Origin of the sequence: Arthrobacter sp. IK3, assembly GCF_051337705.1 — a bacterium.
Lineage (GTDB): Bacteria > Actinomycetota > Actinomycetes > Actinomycetales > Micrococcaceae > Arthrobacter_B > Arthrobacter_B koreensis.
In genome coordinates, this window is record NZ_JBPPSW010000006.1 from 50264 (window position 1) to 73045 (window position 22782).

22 protein-coding genes are annotated in these 22782 nt (G+C 66.3%); 3 read left to right on the top strand and 19 right to left on the bottom strand.

Going from position 1 to position 22782, the window contains the following annotated elements; translation table 11 throughout:
• Positions 1-55: 55 nt before the first annotated feature.
• The 6 genes from ACSLGO_RS09385 to dapA form a co-directional block, all read right to left on the bottom strand.
• Entirely contained in the window at positions 56-481 is a 426-nt protein-coding gene (locus ACSLGO_RS09385) for a helix-turn-helix domain-containing protein (RefSeq protein ID WP_091606131.1), read from the bottom strand.
• Positions 482-645: 164 nt separating this feature from the next.
• Positions 646-1122, bottom strand: a complete 477-nt coding sequence (locus ACSLGO_RS09390) for a CinA family protein (protein WP_091606134.1) — start codon at positions 1120-1122, stop codon at positions 646-648.
• Positions 1116-1721 carry a CDP-diacylglycerol--glycerol-3-phosphate 3-phosphatidyltransferase gene (gene pgsA, locus ACSLGO_RS09395; protein WP_091606137.1) on the bottom strand — a complete coding sequence of 202 codons (606 nt, stop codon included), beginning with the start codon at positions 1719-1721 and terminating at the stop codon, positions 1116-1118. The genes ACSLGO_RS09390 and pgsA overlap by 7 nt, the downstream gene beginning before the upstream one ends.
• 19 nt (positions 1722-1740) lie before the next feature.
• Positions 1741-4590: a DNA translocase FtsK 4TM domain-containing protein gene (locus tag ACSLGO_RS09400; protein ID WP_436400982.1), complete on the bottom strand. Its 2850-nt coding sequence runs from the start codon at positions 4588-4590 to the stop codon at positions 1741-1743.
• Positions 4591-4701: 111 nt separating this feature from the next.
• Positions 4702-6393, bottom strand: a complete 1692-nt coding sequence (locus tag ACSLGO_RS09405; protein WP_152275242.1) for a ribonuclease J — start codon at positions 6391-6393, stop codon at positions 4702-4704.
• 6 nt (positions 6394-6399) lie between these two features.
• The gene (dapA, locus tag ACSLGO_RS09410; RefSeq protein ID WP_091606145.1) at positions 6400-7320 is read right to left on the bottom strand and encodes a 4-hydroxy-tetrahydrodipicolinate synthase; all 921 of its coding nucleotides are present in this window, start codon (positions 7318-7320) and stop codon (positions 6400-6402) included.
• Between the two features lie 89 nt (positions 7321-7409).
• Between dapA and ACSLGO_RS09415 the strand changes: the two genes are divergently transcribed.
• Positions 7410-8582 (top strand): heparan-alpha-glucosaminide N-acetyltransferase domain-containing protein, encoded by a 1173-nt coding sequence (locus ACSLGO_RS09415; RefSeq protein WP_436400983.1) that lies wholly within the window; start codon positions 7410-7412, stop codon positions 8580-8582.
• A gap of 103 nt (positions 8583-8685) precedes the next feature.
• Here ACSLGO_RS09415 and ACSLGO_RS09420 read toward each other — a convergent pair whose 3' ends face one another.
• The 8 genes from ACSLGO_RS09420 to ACSLGO_RS09455 are packed head-to-tail and all read right to left on the bottom strand — an operon-like array spanning position 8686 to position 15060.
• A complete protein-coding gene (locus ACSLGO_RS09420) occupies positions 8686-9168 on the bottom strand; it encodes a hypothetical protein (protein WP_091606148.1) in 483 nt (160 codons plus the stop codon).
• An 11-nt stretch (positions 9169-9179) separates the two neighbouring features.
• Entirely contained in the window at positions 9180-9938 is a 759-nt protein-coding gene (gene dapB, locus ACSLGO_RS09425; RefSeq protein WP_263128717.1) for a 4-hydroxy-tetrahydrodipicolinate reductase, read from the bottom strand.
• Positions 9939-9954: 16 nt separating this feature from the next.
• The gene (locus tag ACSLGO_RS09430; protein WP_436400984.1) at positions 9955-10395 is read right to left on the bottom strand and encodes a molybdenum cofactor biosynthesis protein MoaE; all 441 of its coding nucleotides are present in this window, start codon (positions 10393-10395) and stop codon (positions 9955-9957) included.
• The gene (locus ACSLGO_RS09435; RefSeq protein ID WP_152275237.1) at positions 10385-10885 is read right to left on the bottom strand and encodes a MogA/MoaB family molybdenum cofactor biosynthesis protein; all 501 of its coding nucleotides are present in this window, start codon (positions 10883-10885) and stop codon (positions 10385-10387) included. Before ACSLGO_RS09435 ends, ACSLGO_RS09430 begins: the two co-directional genes overlap by 11 nt.
• A complete protein-coding gene (moaC, locus tag ACSLGO_RS09440; protein ID WP_091606159.1) occupies positions 10882-11376 on the bottom strand; it encodes a cyclic pyranopterin monophosphate synthase MoaC in 495 nt (164 codons plus the stop codon). Before moaC ends, ACSLGO_RS09435 begins: the two co-directional genes overlap by 4 nt.
• A gap of 42 nt (positions 11377-11418) precedes the next feature.
• Positions 11419-12660 carry a molybdopterin molybdotransferase MoeA gene (locus ACSLGO_RS09445; protein ID WP_419243379.1) on the bottom strand — a complete coding sequence of 414 codons (1242 nt, stop codon included), beginning with the start codon at positions 12658-12660 and terminating at the stop codon, positions 11419-11421.
• Between the two features lie 39 nt (positions 12661-12699).
• The gene (locus ACSLGO_RS09450) at positions 12700-13512 is read right to left on the bottom strand and encodes a tyrosine-protein phosphatase (protein WP_325786536.1); all 813 of its coding nucleotides are present in this window, start codon (positions 13510-13512) and stop codon (positions 12700-12702) included.
• A 27-nt stretch (positions 13513-13539) separates the two neighbouring features.
• Positions 13540-15060 carry a molybdopterin-dependent oxidoreductase gene (locus ACSLGO_RS09455; protein ID WP_436400985.1) on the bottom strand — a complete coding sequence of 507 codons (1521 nt, stop codon included), beginning with the start codon at positions 15058-15060 and terminating at the stop codon, positions 13540-13542.
• Positions 15061-15203: 143 nt separating this feature from the next.
• Here ACSLGO_RS09455 and moaA point away from each other — a divergent pair, with 143 nt between their 5' ends.
• Both moaA and ACSLGO_RS09465 read left to right on the top strand, forming a co-directional pair.
• On the top strand, positions 15204-16304 hold the full coding sequence (moaA, locus tag ACSLGO_RS09460) for a GTP 3',8-cyclase MoaA (RefSeq protein ID WP_436400986.1): 1101 nt from the start codon (positions 15204-15206) through the stop codon (positions 16302-16304).
• A complete protein-coding gene (locus ACSLGO_RS09465; RefSeq protein ID WP_091606170.1) occupies positions 16305-16565 on the top strand; it encodes a MoaD/ThiS family protein in 261 nt (86 codons plus the stop codon). It begins immediately after the preceding gene.
• Positions 16566-16657: 92 nt separating this feature from the next.
• Here ACSLGO_RS09465 and ACSLGO_RS09470 read toward each other — a convergent pair whose 3' ends face one another.
• The 5 genes from ACSLGO_RS09470 to ACSLGO_RS09490 all read right to left on the bottom strand — a co-directional run bounded on the left by ACSLGO_RS09470 (position 16658) and on the right by ACSLGO_RS09490 (position 22753).
• On the bottom strand, positions 16658-18052 hold the full coding sequence (locus ACSLGO_RS09470; protein ID WP_263128711.1) for a M16 family metallopeptidase: 1395 nt from the start codon (positions 18050-18052) through the stop codon (positions 16658-16660).
• Positions 18053-20275: a polyribonucleotide nucleotidyltransferase gene (locus ACSLGO_RS09475; protein WP_091606175.1), complete on the bottom strand. Its 2223-nt coding sequence runs from the start codon at positions 20273-20275 to the stop codon at positions 18053-18055. It lies immediately after the preceding gene.
• A gap of 316 nt (positions 20276-20591) precedes the next feature.
• A complete protein-coding gene (rpsO, locus tag ACSLGO_RS09480; RefSeq protein ID WP_055240444.1) occupies positions 20592-20861 on the bottom strand; it encodes a 30S ribosomal protein S15 in 270 nt (89 codons plus the stop codon).
• 133 nt (positions 20862-20994) lie between these two features.
• Positions 20995-21984 carry a bifunctional riboflavin kinase/FAD synthetase gene (locus ACSLGO_RS09485; protein ID WP_263128710.1) on the bottom strand — a complete coding sequence of 330 codons (990 nt, stop codon included), beginning with the start codon at positions 21982-21984 and terminating at the stop codon, positions 20995-20997.
• Positions 21985-22081: 97 nt separating this feature from the next.
• Complete coding sequence (locus tag ACSLGO_RS09490; RefSeq protein WP_436400987.1) at positions 22082-22753, bottom strand: DUF4345 domain-containing protein; 672 nt, start codon at positions 22751-22753, stop codon at positions 22082-22084.
• Positions 22754-22782 lie beyond the last annotated feature (29 nt).

Here is a 22782-nt window from a genome sequence, read left to right on the forward strand (position 1 = left end):
GGGGTCTGTCGAGTATGTCTTTGGGGCGGACAGCTCACACTGCTGTCCGAGGTTGTTACGGCGTGCGGGCCAGGTCCCGAGCCAGGTCCTCCGGGAACTCGCGGGCGAACTCGCGCGAGAACTCCGTTGGAACAGTATCGGGAATGGAAACGCCTTCGGCGCTGGCCACACGGTCACTGACCTCACGAAGCATCAGGGACAGAGGTACATCGAGGGCACTGCAGATAGAGGACAGGAGTTCAGAAGAAGCTTCCTTCTGGCCCCGCTCAACTTCGCTCAGGTAACCGAGCGAAACCCGGGCACTGTGCGACACCTCACGCAGGGTACGGCCCTGGCGCTGGCGTACATCACGGAGTACATCACCAATCTCGTGGCGTAGAACTACCATTTTGCGCTCCTTAGGCTCCCGGTGTGCATCTTCCGCCAACCCTACATCCCGCCAGCGAATGACGCCGTTCACGGACACGGGTTGCTTCACCATGTGTATGTCCTGCTCCCTATATCGATCCGACCGCGGTTCGAACCGCGGAATGTCTACGATCCTAAACCGGAAACCTTGGTGGTTCCTGATACTAGTAACTCATGCCCCGGCGGATTTGTTCCCGGACCCGTTCCGGATCCTCCAGACACCGTCTCCGGCAGCTGCTAAGCGGCACCCAGCTCGACGGCGAGCAGGTCCAGGGCGGCAGCGCAGGCCTGGCTGCGGATCGAGGCCCGGTCCCCCGTGAAATGGAACTCCCGTGCACTGCTGCCGGATGCTGCCGCGACCCCGATGAAGACGGTACCAACGGGTTTTCCGTCGTGGGGCTCGGGTCCGGCCACGCCCGTGGTGGAAATTCCAATCTCCGCGTCGAGGAGCCGCCGCACCCCCGCAGCCATCTGTTCGGCCACGCGGGCATCCACTGAACCCGCTGCCTGAAGAAGGGACCCGTCCACGCCAAGCACGCTCTCCTTGACGGAGTTCTGGTAGGCGACCACTCCCCCCTGGAGAACCGCGGATGCGCCGGGCACGGTGCCCAGTTCGGCCGCGACCATGCCTGCGGTCAGTGACTCCGCTGCTGCGATCCGTGTTCGTGTGGCGGCCGCGGCCGCTACCACCAGCTCCGCCGGGGTGCTCACGATGCCGTCCCCGGGTTCCTGCGGGCGCCGGAACGCAGCCGGACCGCCTGCACCACGTAATCCAGACCGGTCACCACGGTGACGACGACGGCGGCGGCCATCACTGCGGCGCTGATCCACCAGGCCCAGTCCCCGAGCCAGGACGTGAGGGGAAGCAGGAACAGGAAGATAGCGAACGTCTGGATGACGGTCTTGAGCTTCCCTCCGCGGGACGCTGCCATAACCCCGTAGCGGATTACTACGAACCGCATAACGGTGATGCCGATTTCCCTCACCAGGATCACGATCGTCACCCACCACCAGAGCTCGCCCAAGATGGAAAGCATGACCAGCGCCGAGCCGATCAGCAGCTTGTCAGCGATTGGATCGGCAATCTTGCCAAAGTCAGTGATCAGGCCGCGGCTGCGCGCCAGGTCGCCGTCGAGCTTATCGGTGTAGATGGCGACGGCGAACGTGGCCACGGCCAGCCAGCGGAAGAGCCCGTCCCTGCCGTCGTCGGCCACGAGGAACCAGATAAACAGGGGCACCATGACGATGCGGATGACCGTCAGGACGTTGGCGATATTGAGGGTGGGGACCCGCTCGGTTCCAGAATTGCTCACAAAACCAGCCTAACCGGATTCAGCGCCCGGTGAGGTTCCAGGCGTCCTCGGAACCTTCGCCGTCATCGCCGGAGCCTTCAGCGCCGTCGTAATAATCCTGTGCCTGCGGCCGTGAGTCCAGGTCCTGTGCCACCAGGTCCACGGGACCGCCGGACTCGAAGCCCTGGTTGACGTTGGCGTTGTCCGCCAGGGCCGCAACCTCTGCCGCCTCCGGACCGGCCAGCGCTTCCCCGCCCTGGATCGCTGCCAGCGTTGCCGCCAGGTCGTCCGGTTTCACCAGCACGTCGCGGGCCTTGGACCCCTCTGAGGGACCAACCACCCCGCGGGACTCGAGCAGGTCCATAAGGCGCCCTGCCTTGGCGAAGCCGACGCGCAGCTTGCGCTGGAGCATGGAGGTTGAGCCGAACTGGGTGGTCACCACCAGTTCGGTGGCCTGCAGCAGCACGTCGAGGTCGTCTCCGATGTCGTCGTCGATCTGCTTCTTCGGCGCCGTGACGGTGACGTCCTCGCGGTAGGTAGCCTGCAGCTGGTTCTTGACGTGCTCCACCACGCGGTGGATTTCTGATTCGGTGACCCAGGCGCCCTGGACACGGATCGGCTTGTTCGAGCCCATCGGCAGGAACAGCGCGTCGCCCTGGCCCAGCAGCTTTTCGGCACCGGGCTGGTCCAGGACCACGCGGGAGTCCGTGACAGAGGACGTCGCGAACGCCATCCGCGACGGAACGTTGGCCTTGATCAGGCCGGTGACGACGTCGACGGACGGGCGCTGCGTGGCCAGGACCAGGTGGATGCCGGCGGCGCGGGCGAGCTGCGTGATGCGGACGATCGAGTCTTCCACGTCTCTCGGAGCGACCATCATCAGGTCCGCGAGTTCGTCCACGATCACCAGCAGGTACGGGTACGGCTTCAGGACGCGCTTGGACCCGGCCGGCGGTACCACCTTGCCGTTGCGGACTGCCTTGTTGAAGTCGTCGATGTGCTTGTAGCCGAAGTTCGCGAGGTCGTCATAGCGGGTGTCCATCTCCCGGACCACCCACTGCAGCGCCTCGGCGGCCTTTTTCGGGTTGGTGATGATGGGAGTGATCAGGTGCGGAACGCCTTCGTACGCGGTCAGTTCCACGCGCTTGGGGTCCACCATGACCATGCGCACCTCGTCCGGGGTTGAACGCATGAGGATCGAGGTGATCATTGAGTTCACGAAGGATGACTTACCGGCACCGGTTGCACCTGCCACGAGCAGGTGGGGCATCTTGGCCAGGTTCGCGACGACGAACCCGCCCTCAACGTCCTTGCCCACGCCCATGACCATGGGGTGCTCGGTCTTGCGGGCAGCGTTCGAGCGCAGCACGTCGCCCAGCGCGACGACTTCCTTGTCCGCATTGGGAATCTCGATGCCGATCGCGGACTTGCCGGGAATCGGCGACAGGATGCGCACATCGGAGCTGGCCACCGCGTAGGAAATGTTCTTGGACAGCGCCGTCACGCGCTCCACCTTGGTGCCTTCGCCCAGTTCGATCTCATACCGGGTAACGGTCGGACCGCGGGAGAACCCGGTGACCTTGGCATCAACGTTGAACTGCTCGAGCGTGCGGGTCAGGGCGGCAACGACGGCGTCGTTGGCTTCCGAGCGCTCCTTGGCCGGCGGGCCGGAGGGCAGGAACTCCGACGGCGGAAGCGTGTAGGTGACGTCCCCGGACAGCTGCAGCTGTTCGGTGCGCTGCGGGATAGGAGCCGACGGCGGCACATGGGCCACGGGGCGTGAAGGCACCGGCGGAACAGGCGGAGCGGCGACCAGCGAGGCTGCTGCCTCCGGAACCAGGGAAATGGCTTCCGTGGGCGGCTCGGCGTCTTCCAGGCCCTGGTCGCGGCGCAGCTTCTGGGTGGCGAGCTCGGACTTGGTGGGCCGGCGGACGCCCGGCGGTACCTGCGGCTCGGCTGCGGCGGCGGCTTCGGCCCGTTCTTCCTCGTCGCGCAGCAGGGCTGCCTCGAACGCCTCGTCCCCGGCGAAACCGTCGCTGTGCTCCTGCTCGGCTTCCTTCCTGGCGCGGCCAAAGCGGCGTTCCTTCTTCGGCTTGGCAGGGCGGTCCGTGGAGTAGAGGTAGCTCTGGTCGTGGGCTTCGGGATCGTCGTCGGCCAGGTCCTGGCCCATGAGGTGCTCATACAGGGCACGCAGCCGCAGCGGAATGTGCCGGAACGGTGTCGCGGTGACGATCAGGACGGAGATGAACACCAGCAGCGACAGCAGGATGATGACAGGCCACTGGGTGATTGCGGCGGAGAGGGGCCCGGCGACGAGGAATCCAACAATTCCGCCGGAGACCCAGAGGCGGTCGAACCCGTCGGATAGGGCCGGCGCTCCGCCAATCAGGTGTGTCAGGCCCGCCCCGGCGCAGGCCATGATGGTCAGGCCGATGCTGATGCGGCCGTTGGCCCGGTGCCGTTCCGGATACCGGAAGAGGCGTACGGAGGCGGTGAGGAGCATAAACGGCAGCACCACGGCCATCCAGCCGAAAGTGCCTGCGGCACCGGCGTGGATTACATCGGCCACGGGGCCGCGGAGTGCCCACCACTCAACGGTGGCAATGAGCAGTGCGGAGAGGATCAGGAAGAAACCGGTTCCGTCCCTGCGGATCTCCCGGTCCGGCACGACGTCGGTGCCCAGTTTGCGGATTCCGGCGCCGACGATGCGGGCAACGCCCATCCAGGCGCCCTGCATGGCCCGCAGCGGGAGCGGAAGCGTCTCTTCGGGCTGGGTCTTGGCCGGGGTGCGGCTGGAAGACTTCCCGCGCTGCGCGGACTTCCCGCCGCCGCGGGCTGGAGTCCGGCTGGAGGAACTGCCGCGCGCGGCAGGGGAAGTACGAGTCGCCATAGGTGCCACGCTACCGGACAGCGGGGAAAAACCGGCGAATATACGCGCCAACCGGGCGCTCTTCCTTCCCCGGACAGGAACCCGTCCGGGGAAGGAAACCGGCTTGTGAGCCTAGGCCTCGAGGACCACCGGAACGATCATCGGGCGGCGGCGGAGCCTGCGGTTGACCCAGGTTCCCACCACTCGGCGGACCACCTGCTGCAGCTGGTAGGCAGTATGGTCCCGGTTGGAGGTCACAGCCTCTTCGAGTGCCTTGCTGATCTTCGGCTTGATCTCGTTGAACACTGCGTCGTCTTCAGCGAAGCCGCGGGCATGGATCTCCGGACCGGACACGATGGTGCCAGTGCTGCGGTTCACCACGGTGATGACTGAGATGAAGCCTTCCTCGCCGAGGATCCTGCGGTCCTTGAGGTCGGTGTCGGTTATCTCGCCAACGCTGGAGCCGTCCACGTAGACGAAGCCGCAGTCGATGGCGCCAACGACCTTCGCCTTGCCGTTCACCAGGTCCACTACGGTTCCGTCGTCCGCCAGGATGATGTTCTCTTCCGGGACGCCGGTCTGGATCGCGAGCTTGCCGTTGGCGATCAGGTGCCGGGTCTCGCCGTGCACGGGCATGGCATTCCTGGGCTTGAGGATGTTGTACGTGTACAGCAGTTCCCCGGCGGAGGCGTGGCCTGAAACGTGGATCTTGGCGGTGCCCTTGTGCACCACGTCGGCGCCGAGCTTCATGAGGCCGTTAATCACACGGAACACCGCGTTCTCGTTGCCCGGGATCAGGGATGAGGCGAGGATGACGGTGTCACCCTTGCCGATGCTGATCCGGTGGTCGCCGTTGGCCATGCGGGACAGTGCTGCCATCGGCTCGCCCTGCGAACCCGTGGACATCAGGACCAGTTTGTGGTCCGGCATGTTGTCCACGTTCTTCAGGTCCACCAGGATGCCGTCGGGGACGTGCAGGTAGCCGAGCTTCTCCGCGATGGCCATGTTGCGGACCATGGAGCGGCCCACGAAGCAGACCTTGCGCCCGTGGGCTGCAGCGGCGTCGAGCACCTGCTGCACGCGGTGGATGTGCGAGGAGAAGGACGCAACGATGATGCGCTTCTTGACCTTGCCGAAGAGCTCCTCGAGTACCGGGCCGATTGCTCCTTCCGGGGAGGTGAAGCCCGGGACGTCCGCGTTGGTGGAGTCCGCCATGTACAGGTCCACGCCTTCTTCGCCGAGGCGGGCGAAGGCGCGGAGGTCCGTGATGCGTCCGTCCAGGGGCAGCTGGTCCATCTTGAAGTCACCGGTGTGCAGCACGTTGCCTGCCCGGGTGCGGATAAAGACTGCGAGGGCATCAGGAATGGAGTGGTTGACGGCCACGAATTCGCATTCGAACGGACCGAACTGCTCGACCTGGCCTTCCGTCACGGTCAGGGTGAAGGGCTTGATGCGGTGCTCCTGCAGCTTCGCTTCGATCAGTGCCAGCGTCAGCTGCGAACCGATCAGCGGGATGTCCTTCTTCAGCCGCAGCAGGTAGGGAACCGCACCGATGTGGTCCTCGTGGCCGTGGGTGAGCACAACGCCCACGACGTCGTCCAGCCGGTCCTCAATGTAGGAGAAGTCCGGCAGGATCAGGTCGACGCCGGGCTGGGTCTCTTCAGGGAAGAGCACGCCGCAGTCGACGATGAGGAGTTTGCCGTCGATCTCGAAGACGGCCATGTTGCGGCCGATTTCTCCGAGTCCTCCCAGCGGAACGATTCGCAGCGTTCCGTCTTTGAGGCGGGGAGGGGTTTGCAGAGCGTTGCCCGCAGCTTCAATCATGTTTTATTACGCCTTGTCCTGGGAAAAGTCCCATCCTGCTTCGGCCAGGTCCGCCAGGACAGCTTCCATTTCGATGGCATCGGGAGCAACCAGCGGCAGCCGTACGGCCGCGTTGGGGATCACTCCCTGCATCTTCAGGATCTGCTTGGCGGAAATGGCACCTGGTATGTGTGTCATTACGGCTCGCACTACCGGATCCAGTTCGAAGTGGATCCTGCGGGCCTTGTCAAAATCTCCTGCGGCGGCCGCGTCAACGAGGGCACGGAAGGCACCGGTGGCAACGTGGGCACTGACGCTGACGACGCCGGCCGCTCCGGCCACCATCCACGGCAGCGTCAGTCCGTCGTCACCGGCGTAGACGTCGAGCGTGGTGTTTGCCAGGACGCGGGTTACGGCCGCGAAATCGGCCTTGGCGTCCTTGAGCGCCAGGACCTTGGGGTTCTCCGCGAGGCGGAACATCGTCTCCGTGGCGATGGGAATTCCGGCGCGGCCCGGAATGTCATAGATCATGATGGGCAGGTCGCTTGCCGCCGATACCGCGTCAAAGTGGGCGATGACGCCCGCCTGCGTCGGCTTGTTGTAGTACGGGGTTACTACCAGCTGGCCGTCGGCGCCGGCGCGCTCGGCGCGGCGGGCCATCTCGACGGAGTGGGAGGTGTGGTTAGTTCCGGTACCGGCAATGACTTTCGCCCGGCCGCCGACGGTCTGCGCCACGACACGGAAAAGGTCTTCCTTTTCGCTGTCCTCAAGCGTGGAGGTTTCGCCGGTGGTTCCCGAAACAACCAGGCCGTCGCAGCCATCCTCAACCAGCTTGTTGGCCAGGAACGCAGTGGCGTCGAAGTCAACTTCTCCGTCTGCTGTGAAAGGGGTGACCATGGCGGTCACCAGGGTTCCAAACGGACGGGAACGAATATCAGAGTCTGCCATGGGTAAAACGTTACCTGTTGGAGCTGCGATTGGGACAAACGGACACCCTTGCAGCCCTGGCAGTCCGGGCCCTGTGAGACGATTCTGGAATGAGCAGAACGCGTCTGACGGGCATCGATGCGGCCCGCGGGGTGGCGCTGCTGGGCATGATGTCCACCCACATTTTCCCGTTGTATGATCCCGCGACGGGTGAACCCACGTTCGTGGCACTGGCTTTCTCCGGCCGGGCCTCTGCCCTGTTCGCCGTCGTAGCCGGCATTGGTCTTGCCCTGCTCACCGGCGGGACGAACCCGGGAACCGGCCGCTCGCCCGGTGCCAGCCGGCGCGGCATTGCGGCCCGTGCCGCGGTGATCGCCCTGGTGGGCCTGCTGCTGGGCGGGCTGGACACGTCAATTGCCATCATCCTGTTCCATTACGCCGTGCTGTTCCTGATGGTGCTGCCCTTCACCTCCATGTCCCTAGGCAGGCTTGCAGCGTGGGCAGGCGGGTGGATTTGCCTCTCCCCCGTCCTGGCGTACCTGGTGCGGCCCTGGCTGCAGGAGAACCTCAACCCGCCGGACGTGGGCGGGAACATCACCTGGGAACACTTTGCCGAGCCGGCCACCCTTGCTGCCGACGTGTTCTTCACCGGCTTCTATCCCACCGTGCAGTGGCTGAGCTACCTGCTGGTGGGAATGGTCATCGGACGCCTGGACCTGCGGTCCCTGCCGGTGCAGGCGGGACTGGTGATCGGCGGAATCTTCTCTGCCGTTGTCGCTAAGTACATCAGTGCCTACCTGCTCATCGATGCCGGCGGCTTCGCGGAACTGCTGGCAACGGAATCCGGCCGGCGCTGGCCGATCGGCCGGATGCTGGAGGTCAACCTCACCGGCGTCGAGCAATCCGGCTCCTGGTGGTGGCTTGCGGTGAGTGCACCGCACTCGGGAACCACGCTGGACCTGCTGCACACCTGCGGCACGTCGGCCGTCGTCGTTGGCGCCTGCCTGCTGCTGACCCGGTCACGCCCGAACCTGCTGCTGCCGCTCTCCGCCGCAGGCGCCATGACCCTCACGCTCTACAGCATGCACATCTGGGTAATGGCGATAGTTGACGCGCAGGATCCTCCGCTGGACCCGTCCTGGGTGTTCTGGCCGCAGGCAGCTGCCGCAGTGCTGCTCGGAATCGCCTTCTTCAAGCTCGGTTCCCGCGGACCGCTGGAGACCGTGGCTTCGGGTGCCTCACGGCTGGCTCGGAATGGGAAACTCACCGGGGAGCGGCGTTAGGCAGCCACACGGCGGTAAGACGGCGGAACCAGCCAGCCGGCTGAAAGAGTCAGCTGGCCGGAACTGGTCAGCTGGCCGGAACTGGTCAGCTGGCCGGAACTGGTCAGCTGGCCGGAACTGAGGCGCTGAAAAGCTTGCCGGCCTCGCGCATCGACGAACGGGCACGCTTGCGGTCCCCGGCGGCGTCGTAGGCGCAGGAGAGGCGGAACCAGGCACGCCACTGTTCCGGGTCCGCCTCCACCTCGGCCTGGTATTTGGGGAACTCGGCGTCTGCGGCTTCGCGGACAATCCGGCCGCCCGGGGTGCGCGGCAGGTTGTCAACCGGCAGGCCACCCTCGTCCGCGAGGATCCGGGCCATCTTCTCGGTCTTCACGCCGAAGAGCAGCTCACGGACCAGCGCCCAGACACCGACCGCGGGCAGGACGAAGTACGCCGCACCCATCGCTTTCGTCACGAGCCCGTCGGAAGTCAGCAGCAGCCAGCCGCGCTGGGCGACCACCAGGATGTAGAACACCAGGAGCACCGTGACCAGCAGGACGCCGATCTTGGCCTTATTTTGGAACAGTCCGGAGAAGAAAGTGGACAACGCAGGTTTCCTTAGGCGTTCAGGTTGAGGTAGCCGTCGAGTCCGACGGTCAGGCCCGGATGCGCTGCTACTTCGCGCAGGCCCAGGAGGACACCGGGCATGAAGGAGGCCCGGTCGTACGAATCGTGGCGGATGGTGAGCTGCTCGCCCTCGCCGCCCAGCAGGACTTCCTGGTGCGCAACCAGCCCGCGAAGGCGCACCGAGTGCACTCGGATGCCGTCGACGTCGGCACCGCGGGCGCCCGGGAGCTCCTTGGTGGTTGCGTCCGGAGACGCCGGGATACCGGCCTCCGCCCGAACGGCAGCCATAAGCTCCGCGGTGCGGACGGCGGTGCCCGACGGCGCATCCACCTTGTTGGGGTGGTGCAGCTCAACGATTTCGACCGATTCGAAGTACCGTGCCGCCTTGGCCGCGAACGCGGAGGCGAGCACGGAGCCGAGGGCGAAGTTCGGGGCGATCAGCACGCCGGTCTCGGGGTGCCCGGCGAGCAGGGCGTCCAGCCGCTCGAGGCGCCCGGCGTCCCAGCCGGTGGTCCCCACCACCGCGTGCATGCCGTGTTCGACGGCGAAGCGGACATTGGCCTCGGTGCTGTCCGGAACGGTCAGGTCCACCACGTACTGCGCGCCGGCGGATACCAGGGTCTGCAGCGGGTCCTTCCGGCCAAGCGCAGCTACCAGTTCCATGTCCGGTGCCGCTTCCACGGCCTGAACTGCTTCGGATCCCATGCGACCGGTGGCTCCCAGCACCGCGACGGGCAGTTTATTGCTCATGGATCCAGATTACCGGTCATGCCGGGGCGTTACTGACGCCTACCCACTCCACGGTGCCGTCAGCGAAGACCTGTTCCTTCCAGATGGGCACCTCCGCCTTCACGGTGTCAACCAGTTCCGAGCACGCCGCGAAGGCGGTTCCCCGGTGGGCAGAGGCCACGGCTGCCACCAGTGCGGCATCGCCGATTTCCAGCGGACCGGTTCGGTGGGCGGCCCAGATTCGCACTCCGTCATACTTCGCGGCGATCCGGGCCGCAACGTCGGAGATCACCGCCGTGGCGGTTGGATGCGCACTGTAACCGAGCGAACGCACGTCCTTGCCGCCGTCATGGTTCCGCACGATTCCGCTGAAGGTGACAACCGCGCCTGACTCCGGCGTCCAAACCCCGGTGTAGGCGGTTTCGGTGTCCAGGGCAGAGTCACTGACAGTTGCCGCAACTACTTCGCTAGTGCTCATTGATGCCCTCCAGCTGGCCGCAGATATGTCCAAGAACCGGCTCCAGGACCTCCAGTGAATCCGTGACGCCGGACGGCGAGCCGGGCAGGTTCAGCACGAACGTCCTCCCGGCTGTCCCGGCGTATCCGCGCGTCAGCGCAGCCATGGGGGTTTTGGTCAGCCCATGCGCACGCAGCGCCTCCATGATCCCGGGAACCTGGCGGTCCAGCAGAGGCAGGGTCTGTTCCGGCGTGGCGTCCGTGGAACTGATGCCGGTCCCGCCGCTGGTGATCAGCACCGAAGGCTCCAGGGCGAGCATGCGGTGCAGCGCAGCGCCAACCTGCTCGCCGTCGGGAACCACTTCGGCGAGCACAACGTCATAGCCGCGGCTGTACAGCCAGTCCTGCAGCAGCGGTCCGGCCTCATCCTGGTAGATCCCGGCAGCTGCCCGTGTGGAGGCAACCAGGATGGCGGCCGTCCGGCGCGGCGCAGGGTCGGTGCGGCGGCTCACAGGCTCCAGTCTCCGCTCTTGCCGCCGGACTTTGCCAGCACCATGATGTCTGAGACCACGGCATGCTTGTCCACGGCCTTGACCATGTCATAGAGCGTCAGCGCTGTGACCGAAACCGCGGTCAGGGCCTCCATTTCGACGCCGGTGAGGGCCTTGGTCTTCACGGTGGCCTTCATGAGGATGGTGCTCTCCTGCGGCTCGAAGTCCACGGTCACCTTGGTGATGGGCAGCGGGTGGCACAGCGGGATCAGGTTCGAGGTCTGCTTGGCGGCCATGATCCCGGCGACGCGGGATACGGCAAAGGCATCGCCTTTGGGCAGGTTTCCGTCGCTGAGCAGCCGGACCACGTCTTCGGTGGTCTTCAGGACTGCCTGGGCGGTGGCTTCGCGGGAGGTTTCGGCCTTGGCGGAGACGTCAACCATGTGGGCGGTGCCGTCCGCGCGGACGTGGGTGAGGGCCGGTGCGTCCCCGGAGCGTTCTTCCCCGGACATGTTCGGGTCCTTTCGATGGTGCTTCTAAGCCTGTGCGTTGGCTTACTCCAAGAGCCATACTGTCACTTCCGAGCCGGCTTCTACCCGTCCGGTGCCTTCCGGGACGAGGACGAGCGCGTTGGACTCGGCCAGGGCATGGACCAGGTGGGAGCCGGGCCCGCCGACCATCCCCACTCGTCCGTTGCGGAAGAGCCCCCGCCGCACCTGCAATTTTCCCTCGGGGCTGTCCGCCGTCTCGTCCAGGACCGCGCTGAGGGCGGGACGGGGCCGGGGAAGTCCGGTCAGCGCCGTCAGCGCAGGGCGCAGAAAGACCTCGAAGGAGACCAGCGCGCTGACCGGGTTGCCGGGAAACGCGAGGAACGGGACGCCGTCAACCCGGCCGGCACCCTGCGGGCCGCCCGGCTGCATCGCCACTGAGAAGAACTCGACGCCCTCCGCTTCCAGCGCAAGCCGCACTACTTCATAGGCACCCTTGCTGATGCCGCCGGTGGTCACCACAAGGTCTGCCCTGCCGGATGAGAGTTCATCGCGCAGGGCGCTCCTGAAGTCCGCCGGGGAATCCGCGAGAATCCGGGAGCGGACCACTTCCGCTCCGGCGTCGCGGAGGCTGGCTGCCAGGAGGGTGGTGTTGGCGTCGTGGATCTGTCCCGGAGCGAGGTCCTGGCCCGGTTCAACTACTTCGTCCCCGGTACTCAGCAACATCACGCGCACCGGTGCCAGCACCGGCACGGCTGCAATGCCCAGGGCTGCCAGCAGGCCCAGCTGGGCCGGTCCCAGCAGCGTGCCCCCGGCAAGTGCCCGGGTTCCGGAGGGAATATCGCTGCCGGCTGTCCGGACAAACTGTCCTGCCGGGACTCCGCGCGGCAGGAGCACACGGGCCCCGGCGAGGTCTGCGGGATCGAAGAAGGAATCCGGCTGCGCACGTTCAATCGGGACGACGGCGTCCGCTCCGGCCGGAAGCATGGCGCCGGTCATGATGGGGGCCGCGGTTCCCGGGCGCAGCGCGGGGGCCGCAGCACCTGCGGGGATGGGCGCTGCTGCCTGCAGCTCGACGGTGCTCCCGTCCGGTCCGGCCAGCTCGGCGGACCTTACCGCGTAACCGTCCATCTGCGAGTTGGCGAACGGCGGCAGGCTGCGCGGCGCGGTGACGTCACCGGCCAGGATGCGTCCGGCTGCTTCGACGAGGCTGCGCTGCTGGACGCGCTGCTGCAGGCTGTCTGCCAGCAGCGCACGGACGGTGTCCTGGTGTTCTGCCACGGGATGCACCCGGCTGCCTGCACTCACGTTTCCCACCCGTATCCAGTCTTTCTTTTGCGCATGAGTCTATGCCTGGGCGCGCGGCTGCCGCAGGCGGGCACGCAGCCGGGTGAGCTCAGTATCTGTCAGCCCGCCGGCCCTGAGGTACGCGGCGGCGGAGCCATAGGTCTCCTCAACCCAGCCCAGTGCGGACTGGATGGCTTCCGCAGGCGCGCGCGTAATCAGGGTGACTATCTGTTCCGTCAGCGGGACGCCCATGCTCCCAACCATTCCCAGCATCCGGTCCGACCACTCTCCCGCCAGGTCCTGCCCGCTGCGTTCGTAATCAGCCACGACGGCGTCCCTGTCGGCGCCGGCGGCGTCCAGGAGCAGGGCCGCGGCGACTCCGGTGCGGTCCTTGCCTGCGGTGCAGTGGATCAGCACTGCGCCCTCCCCCGCCGCAACCTCTCCAGCGGTGCGTGCGAAGTTGGCGGCGCCGTGCTCCAGCATCCCGATGTAGAGCTGGCCGAGGGTGGGCAGCCGTTCAAGCGCTGCCTCCATTGCCTTCCCTGCGGCTGCCGGATCACCCGACGCCGCCGCACGCTGCATGGCCTCCCCGGCCATCCCGGTGAATGCTCCTTCGAGCAGCGGGAGGTCCACCTTTTCCACCTCCCTGGCTGCCGGGAGGCGGTCCGGGGCCATCTTCTGCTCCGCTGGTGTGCGGTAGTCGATAATGACCCGGATTCCGGAGCCGGCCAGGTCTGCCAGGCCCGTCGGCGTCAGCGAGCTGATGGCGTCGGACCGGTAAAGGACCCCGCAGGCTGTGGTGCCGCCGTCGGCCAGTGGCAGGCCACCGGTGTCCCTGAAGTTGTACGTGCCCCCGAGCTTGTGGATCGCCATGCTCCGACCCTAGCGGACCGGCACGGCTCAGCCCGCGGTGACGCGGATGGAGTGCAGCCCGGTTGCGCCGTCCGGGACCACCGGACGCTGCGCTTCGTCCTGCACGTTGCCCTTGGCATCGATCGCCCGCACCGTGAGGGTGTGCTCGCCCTCCGGGAGGTCGACGTCGGCGGCGAACTGACGCCAGGTGTCCGCCGAGATTCCGGCAGCCAGCCGCGTGTCCTGCCAGGCGCCGTCGTCCACCCGGATCTCCACGCCGCTGATGCCCGTGTGCTGTGCCCAGGCCACCCCCGCCACCGTGGTTTTCCCAGCGGCGACCTTCGCTCCCCTGGCGGGCGTATCAATGCGTGAGGAGAGCTTGACGGGCCCGCGTTCGGACCAGCCTCGGTCGGTCCAGTACGAGGTTTCGTCCGCGAAGCGGGAAACCGTCAATTCCGTCACCCACTTGGTTGCCGATACGTAGCCGTACAGTCCGGGAACCACGAGGCGCACTGGAAAACCGTGTTCGGGAGGCAGCGGCTCCCCGTTCATGGCCACAGCGAGCAGTGAGTCACGCGGATCCGTAAGCGCTTCGAGCGGCGTGGTGGCTGTCCAGCCGTCCTCGCTTCGCGACAGCACCATGTCCGCCCCAGGCTGCACGCCCGCTTCCGCGAGGAGGATCCGCACCGGCCAGCCAAGCCATCTGGCGTTGCCGATCAGCGATCCGCCCACCTCGTTGGAGACGCAGGCAAGGGTCACCCAGCTCTCCTGCAGCGGTTTGGCCAGCAGGTCCGCGTAGGAGATCTCGACTTCCCGGTCCACCATCCCGGTAACGCGCAGCCGCCAGCTGTCCGGGTTAATCAGGGGCACCCTCAACGCGGTATCGATGCGGTAGAAGTCCCGGTTGGGAGTGATCAGCGGTTCGGCGCCCGGAACACCCAATTCCGCACCCGCAGGAACGGCCGCCGCAGGCTGCACGGGTGTCGGAAGCTGCAGGTTCGCGCGCAGGTCATCCACAGCCACCTGCGAGCTGCGCGCTGCCGCGGCCAGGCCGCCGCCCACCGCAGCCACGGCGGCTCCCCCGCCAACCGCGATCAGGACGTCCCGTCGTCGGGCTCCCGTCTCGGTGGACTGCCCGTAGCGGCGGATCCGCGCCGTGAGTCCGCGGAGTACCAGGACGCCGGCAAGGCCGGCGACAAGCGGAGGAAGCAGCGCGAGCGGGCTGAACTGGGCGCGTGTGAGAACTGCGGCGGCACCAAGGATCCCGAAGCCGGCCAGGAGCACGGATCCCCACGGCGGCCGCTGGGACTCCAGCAGGCCGCAGAGTGCTCCCAGACCCAGGATGAGGAGCAGCATGCCAGCCAGCAGCGCGGTCTTGTCCGAGGTGCCGAAGACGGCGATGGCCCAGTCCTTGACCGGGGCTGGAACGGCATCCACCACTACCGATCCCACGGCAGTGACCGGTGAGAGGGAGGGGCTGAGCGCGGCTGCGGCAAGTTCGCCTGCCGCGGCCGCGATTCCGGCCGCCACTGCTCCCGCCGCAGCGGAGAACCAGCGGGTTCCTGGCATATCTAAGCTCCTTTGCCGCAGGCGGCTCGCCGCGCCGGCGGGCACCGGCGTTTCCTCGATTATGGCAGGACCGGGCGGGGGTTGCTGCCCTGCCCTGCCAGGCCTTCCTAGAGACGGCGTGTGAAACGGCCTACACTCGGGGGATGGGAATTGAGCTGGGCATGCCCTCGATCGCACGGCCGCCGTCTGCCGTGGGGGCATCCGGTGCCCCGGCGCGGTTGGACGGCCTGGTGGACCGCTTCGGCCGCCGTGCCACGGACATGCGCCTTTCCCTCACCGACAAATGCAACCTGCGCTGCACCTACTGCATGCCGGCCTCCGGCCTGGACTGGCTGCCCAAGGACAAGGTCCTCACCGCCGGGGAGATCATCCGGCTCGTGGGAATCGGCGTCGACTCGCTCGGCGTGCGCGAACTGCGCCTGACCGGCGGCGAGCCACTGGTCCGCGCTGACCTGGTGGACATCGTGGCCGGCATCCGCGCGAACCATCCAGACCTCCCGGTGTCGCTGACCACAAACGGCCTGGGCCTGGACAAGAAGGCCGCGGCACTGAAGGCAGCGGGATTGAGCCGGATCAATGTCTCCCTGGATTCGCTGCATCCGGGCACCTTTGCGCAGCTCACCCGCCGGCCCTTTCTTGACCGGGTTCTCGCCGGAGTGGCAGAGGCAGCCCGGGTAGGGCTCGGCCTGATCAAAATCAATGCAGTGCTGATGCGCGGCATCAACGACGCCGAAGCACCCGGGCTGCTGGCCTGGGCCGTTGAGCACGGATTCGAACTGCGTTTCATCGAGCAGATGCCCCTGGACGCTGACCATGGGTGGACCCGGGACGGCATGATCACCGCCGCTGAGATCCGCGCCCGGCTGGAAGAAGATTTCATCCTGACCCCTGATCCCCGGAACCGCGACGGCGCTCCGGCCGAACGCTGGCAGGTGCGGCGCCGGTCCGCGCCGGAGGAGGTTGCCGGCGTCGTAGGCATTATTGCCTCCGTCACCGAGCCGTTCTGCGCCGACTGCCGCCGCACCCGCATCACCGCGGAGGGCAAGGTGCGCAGCTGCCTGTTCTCCCACGAAGAGACCGACCTCCTGGACCTGCTGCGCAGCACCGGAGACGACGCCGCCGTCGCCCGCCGCTGGCAGGAGGCGATGTGGGGCAAACCCAAAGCCCACGGCATGGACCATGCCGGACTCGGCGCACCCGACTATGTGCAGCCCGACAGAACCATGAGTGCGATAGGTGGCTAAGTGCTGATCCGCTATTTCGGCGCTGCGAAGGCAGCGGCAGGCATTGAAGAAGAAACCCTCGACGCCGGTCCCCTCCAGCTCGGGGAACTGCTGGAAAAGCTGGCCGCGCTGCATCCGGACGCCCCGGAGGGAACCCCGGTCCTGCAGACCGTGATTGGACGGAGCACGTTCCTGGTCAACGAGGTCGCTGCGCGGGACCATTCCCGGCTGCTGGCCCCCGAAGACACCGTAGACATCCTTCCGCCCTTCGCCGGCGGCTAGCCCCTCCCCCCAATCACAAACGAGAGGCCAGTTACGGCTTGTTTCAGGGCTGAAACGAGCCGTAACTGGCCTCTCGATGAAAGAAACGCAGGCTAGAAACCGAGGTCCGCCGGAGAGCTGAAGGGACCCACCACGGTGATGGTGCGCGGGGCTGCTGCCAGTTCCGCGGCCAGCTCCTGGACCTGTTCGGCAGTAACTGCACGGATCCGGGCCAGCGACTCTTCGATGTCCACGTATTCGCCGCGGACCAGCTCGGCGCTGCCCAGGCGGGACATCCGGGAACCGGTATCCTCCATGCCCAGCACCAGTCCCCCGGAGATCTGCCCCAGGGCCCTGGCCAGTTCCTCCGGTGCGACGCCGTCCGCGGCCAGGCGCTCAAGCTCGGACTGCAGCAGGTCGATGACCTGACGGGTCTTCGCCGGGGAGCAGCCCGCGTACATGCCGAAGTACCCGGCGTCGGTGTAGGACGCTGAGAAGGAGTAGGTCGAGTAGACCAGTCCCCGCTTTTCCCGGATCTCCTGGAACAGCCGGGAGGACATGCCTCCGCCCAGGATGGTGTTCAGCACGCTCATGGCGAACCGGCGGCTGTCCTTCGCGGTCAGTGAGGGGCAGCCCACCACGATGTTGGCCTGTTCCACCGGACGGTTGATGACGTGCACCCCGCCGCTGCCGGTGATCTGCGCCGGTGTGGTGTCCCTGCGCGGTGCCGGTTCGGCGGCCTCGTCCAGTTCCCAGCCGGCACGCTTGAGCGCATCAAGCACCAGCGAAACAACAATCTCGTGTTCCAGTCCGCCGGCTGCGGTGACCACGAGGGTCTCAGGGCGGTAGTGCCGGTGGTAATGCTCCAGCACGGCTTCACGGGGAACGGCCTTGATCGCCTCCGGAGTGCCGCCAATGGGACGGCCCAGCGGGTGGTCGCCCAGGACTGCCTCGGCGAACTTCTCGTGGCACAGGTCAGCCGGATCGTCGGCATCCATCGCGATTTCCTCGAGGATGACGTCGCGTTCCTGCTCCAGCTCCTCCGCGTCCAGCACGGCTGACGTCACCATATCCGCGATGACGTCAATGGCCATCGGCAGGTCAGTGTCCAGGACACGTGCGTAGTAGCAGGTGGTCTCCTTAGCCGTCGCGGCGTTGGATTCCCCTCCCACTTCGTCGAATGCGGAGGCGATGTCCATGGCGCTGCGCCGGGACGTGCCCTTGAACAGCAGGTGCTCCAGGAAATGCGTCGAACCGTGGCGGCCCTCAGCCTCGTCACGGCTGCCAACGCCCACCCAGAAACCGATCGTGGCGCTTCGCTGGCCGGGCATCGACTCGGTCAGGACGCGCACGCCGCCGGGCAGGACGGAACGACGCACGACGGCGCCGGCCGGGTCACCGATCTCAAGCACCGGATCGCCCGCACGGGATGTCAGGGGAAATGGGACAACCGTCCCGGTGCGGGAGAATCCCGCGCCGGAACGGCTGTCTGCAGTGTTTTCAGGCATCTACTCTGCTGTCTCGGCAGCAGCTTCGCCCTCGGCGTCGTCATCAGCAACAACCGGCGAGAGCGACAGCTTGCCGCGGTCGTCAATCTTGGTGATTTCAACCTGGATCTTCTGGCCCACGGAAACGACGTCATCAACGTTGTCCACGCGCTTGCCGCCCGAGAGCTTGCGCAGCTCGGAGATGTGCAGCAGGCCGTCCTTGCCCGGAGTCAGGGAGATGAAGGCACCAAAGGTGGTGGTCTTCACGACGGTGCCCAGGTAACGCTCGCCCAGTTCAGGAACCATCGGGTTGGCGATCGCGTTGATCGCGGCCCGGGCAGCCTCGGCGGACGTGCCGTCCGTGGCGCCGATCAGGACCGTGCCGTCATCTTCGATGGAGATGTCAGCGCCGGTGTCTTCCTGGATCTGGTTGATCATCTTGCCCTTCGGGCCAATGACCTCGCCGATCTTATCCACGGGGATCTTCACCGAGATGATCCGCGGCGCGAACTCGGAGAGCTCGTCCGGGGTGTCGATCGCGGCGTCCATGACACCGAGGATGTGCAGGCGTGCTTCGCGGGCCTGCTTCAGGGCTGCGGCCAGGACCGAGGCGGGAATGCCGTCGAGCTTGGTATCCAGCTGGATGGCAGTGACGAACTCGGAAGTACCGGCCACCTTGAAGTCCATGTCGCCGAAGGCATCTTCGGCGCCGAGGATGTCGGTCAGGGCGGCGTAGCGGGTCTCGCCGTCAACCTGGTCGGAGACCAGGCCCATGGCGATGCCGGCAACCGGAGCCTTCAGCGGCACACCGGCGTTGAGCATGGACAGCGTGGAAGCGCAGACCGAGCCCATGGAGGTGGAGCCGTTGGAGGACAGTGCCTCGGAGACCTGGCGGATGGCGTACGGGAACTCTTCACGCGACGGCAGAACCGGCATAAGCGCACGCTCTGCCAGGGCACCGTGGCCGATTTCGCGCCGCTTGGGCGAACCCACACGGCCGGTCTCACCGGTGGAGTACGGCGGGAAGTTGTAGTTGTGCATGTAGCGCTTGCGCGTTACCGGGGACAGCGAGTCGATCTGCTGTTCCATCTTCAGCATGTTCAGCGTGGTGACGCCCAGGATCTGGGTTTCGCCGCGCTCGAAGATCGCCGAACCGTGCACGCGGGGCAGAACCTCTACCTCGGCGGTCAGCTGGCGGATGTCCGTCAGGCCGCGGCCGTCGATGCGGACCTGCTCCTTGAGGATGCGCTGGCGCACAACCTGCTTGGTGACGGAACGGAAAGCTGCGGAAACCTCGTTTTCGCGGCCTTCGAAGCGCTCGGCCAGTTCGGCCTTGACTTCGTCCTTGAGGGCGTCGGAAGCGGCGTCGCGCTCCTGCTTGTCAGCGATCGCGAAGACCTCTGCCAGCTTGGCGGCTGCAGCGGCCTCAACGGCTTCGTAGACGTCGTCCTGGTAGTCCAGGAAGAGCGGGAATTCGACGGTCGGCTTGGCGGCGCGTGCAGCCAGGTCCGACTGCGCGTCGCAGAGTGCCTTGATGAACGGCTTGGCAGCCTCGAGGCCTTCAGCGACAACCTCTTCGGTCGGGGCGGTGGCGCCCTCTTCCTTGATGAGGTTCCAGGCGTTGTCCGTGGCTTCGGCCTCGACCATCATGATGGCGACGTCGTCACCGGCGATGCGTCCGGCAACCACCATGGAGAACACAGCGCGCTCCAGCTCGGAGTGCTTCGGGAAGGCAACCCACTGGCCTTCGACCAGGGCAACACGGACGCCGCCAATCGGGCCGGAGAACGGCAGTCCGGAAAGCTGCGTAGACATGGAGGATGCGTTGATGGCAACCACGTCGTAGAGCACGTCCGGGTTGATCGCCATAACGGTGACCACAACCTGGACCTCGTTGCGCAGGCCCTTTACGAATGCGGGGCGCAGCGGGCGGTCCATCAGGCGGCAGGCCAGGATGGCTTCGGTGGACGGACGGCCTTCGCGGCGGAAGAACGAGCCCGGGATGCGGCCGGCAGCGTACATGCGCTCCTCGACGTCCACGGTCAGCGGGAAGAAGTCGAAGCCTTCACGCGGGGACTTGCCGGCGGACGTGGCCGAGAGCAGGGCGGTGTCTTCGTCGATGTAGACCATCGCGGAGCCTGCGGCCTGGGCGGCCAGGCGTCCGGTTTCAAAGCGGATAACGCGCTTGCCGAAGCGGCCGTTGTCAATTACTGCTTCTGAGTACTGGATTTCGGGACCCTCCATAGAGAGTCACCTCCGTTCTGTTGATTCGGAGGCAACCCAGCATCGTCCCATGGGTCCTTCCCGCCGGGCTGGCGGGAAAGGTGCCCAACACCCGGTCTTCGATCGAGGTCCACGGGCTTTTCTCCCGGAGACCACTACCGAGGACCGCGAATGCTGCGATGCTGGCTGACTCCTGTATGTGTTTTTCTTTACTGCTGCGGTACCTCAGCGGACAGGTGCGCTTCCGGAGCTTGCCGGTGTCCATGTCTGCCGTCTGTGTACCCTGCGCTAAAGGGCGGCCCTGCGCAGGTGCGCAGGAACCGCCCTTCAAGCAGAACTAGCGGCGCAGGCCGAGACGCTCGATGAGCGCACGGTAACGCGTGATGTCGGTCTCGCGCAGGTAACCCAGCATGCGGCGACGGCGACCAACCAGGGCCATCAGGCCGCGGCGGGTGTGGTGGTCGTGCTTGTGGGTCTTCAGGTGCTCCGTCAGGTCGGAAATACGACGGGACAGGACAGCAACCTGAACCTCAGGGGATCCGGTGTCACCTTCGGTGAGTGCGAATTCCTTGATGATCGCCTGCTTGACGGCGGGATCGAGTGCCAATGTAACTCCTACAGTTGTGCCGTGAGGCCCGAATCAGCACTTCGCTGCCGGGAACCCTGTGCCCGTCCGGCGCAAACGCCGCGGACACAAAGAAATTCAGCCGCCACGGACCGCAGCCGAATTTTGGTCCAGTTTACCTGTCCGCAGTGCCTTCTGTCGAAAGGACTTCCCGGGTCCGCGCGACGTCGAGGCGCATCTGCTCGATAAGCGCTTCCGGTCCGGTGTAGGCAACCATCCCCCGAAGCCGGTCCACGAATTCGACGCCGACGACCTGCCCGTAGAGGTCGAAGTCCTCCACGGCCTCCTTCGGGCGGTCGATGACGTGTGCTTCCACCTGGCGGCTGACGCCGTCGAAGGTGGGGTTCGATCCGACGGAAATGGCGGCGGGCCAGCGGGTACCGGCCGAGTCGACCAGCCAGCCGGCGTAGATGCCGTCCGCCGGGATGAGTCCGGTGGACTCGGGAGCGAGGTTGGCGGTGGGGAAACCGAGTTCCCGTCCGCGGGCAGCTCCATGCACTACGGTGCCGCGCATGCGGTGGGTGCGGCCCAGCAGGCGGGCTGCCGTGCGGACGTCACCGGATGCCAGGGCTTCACGGATCCAGGTGGAGGAGCAGCGGCGTCCGGGCGTGTCTCCCGGGCCGTCGGGAAGGGCATCGAGGTCATCCACCGCGATGACGTCGAATCCCATTTCGGCTCCGAGCTCGCGCATGGTGTCCAGGTCGCCGGTGTTTCCCCGTCCGAACCGGGCATCATGGCCCAGCACAACTGCCACGGCGTGCAGTCCCTCGGCGAGGAACGTACGGACGAACTCCTCGGCACTGAGGGAAGCGAGGTCCAGGTCGTAGTGCACCATCAGCAGGCCGTCGAGTCCGGTTTCAGCCAGCGCCTCGGTGCGGTCTGCCGGGCCCATGATCAGGACCGGCGCGCTTTCCGGCCGGTGCACGGCTGCGGGGTGCGGATCGAAGGAGAGCGCGACGGCGGATGCGCCGCGGTCACGCGCAGTTTTGACCAGCTTAGACAGCACGTGCTGGTGGCCAAGGTGAACGCCGTCGAAGTTCCCGATTGTCACTACTGTCGGACCAAGGTCGGACGGCACCTCCGCAAGGTCATTCCAGTAATACACCCGTGCTCCTTACCAGCGGACAGTCATCCATGAATCCTTCCGGCCGCAGCTTTGCCGCCGGAAGGCTTCATCCATTATGGCGGATAAGCGGTGCCGGTTACGCACCCGCTCCGCTGCCGGTGCCGGCGGTGCCGGCTCCATGGTGGATTTCGCGCCGCAGCTCACTGGTCTTGAGGATGAACCGGTGCCAGACCAGAAGCGCCGGCGGGAACGCGAGTTCAACGACCATCAGGATAATCAGGGTGAAGTGCGGAGTGCCGGAGAACGCCCAGGACAGCACCCGGCCGATCCCGCCCAGGAACACCATGAGGCAGACCAGCCACAGCATGTTGGCCCATTGGAACTTGATGGCGATGGCGACGAACGCTGCTCCGACGCCCACCATCATGGCGGAGAAGAAACGGAACTGGCTCTCCAGTGAGGCATTGACCTGTCCCCCGCCGGTCTCGGCCACGCCCGCTGTGCCGGTGATCAGGTAGTAGCCGCCAATCGCCGCGATGACCACGCCAACAGCGATTACCACGGCCCGGAAAACGCCCCAGTCATCGGTGCTCTTCCAGGAAGCGCCGGGCTTCTCCTTCTTGGGTTCGGCGTTCCCCTCGCGGACGCGGAGCCTGCCCTTCCGGCCGGTGGAACCGTCCTCCGGATGGTTCTCCGCTTCGGGGCCCGCACCGGCGGCCTGGACTGGGAAAGACTGCCTGGCCGGCGGACGCGGGGTTCCTGCGGCGCCTCGGGTGTTCTCTTCCGGCCCGGATGTTGGAATGCTCATGGTCCTGCCCTCTGCTGGGTTTGGCACCG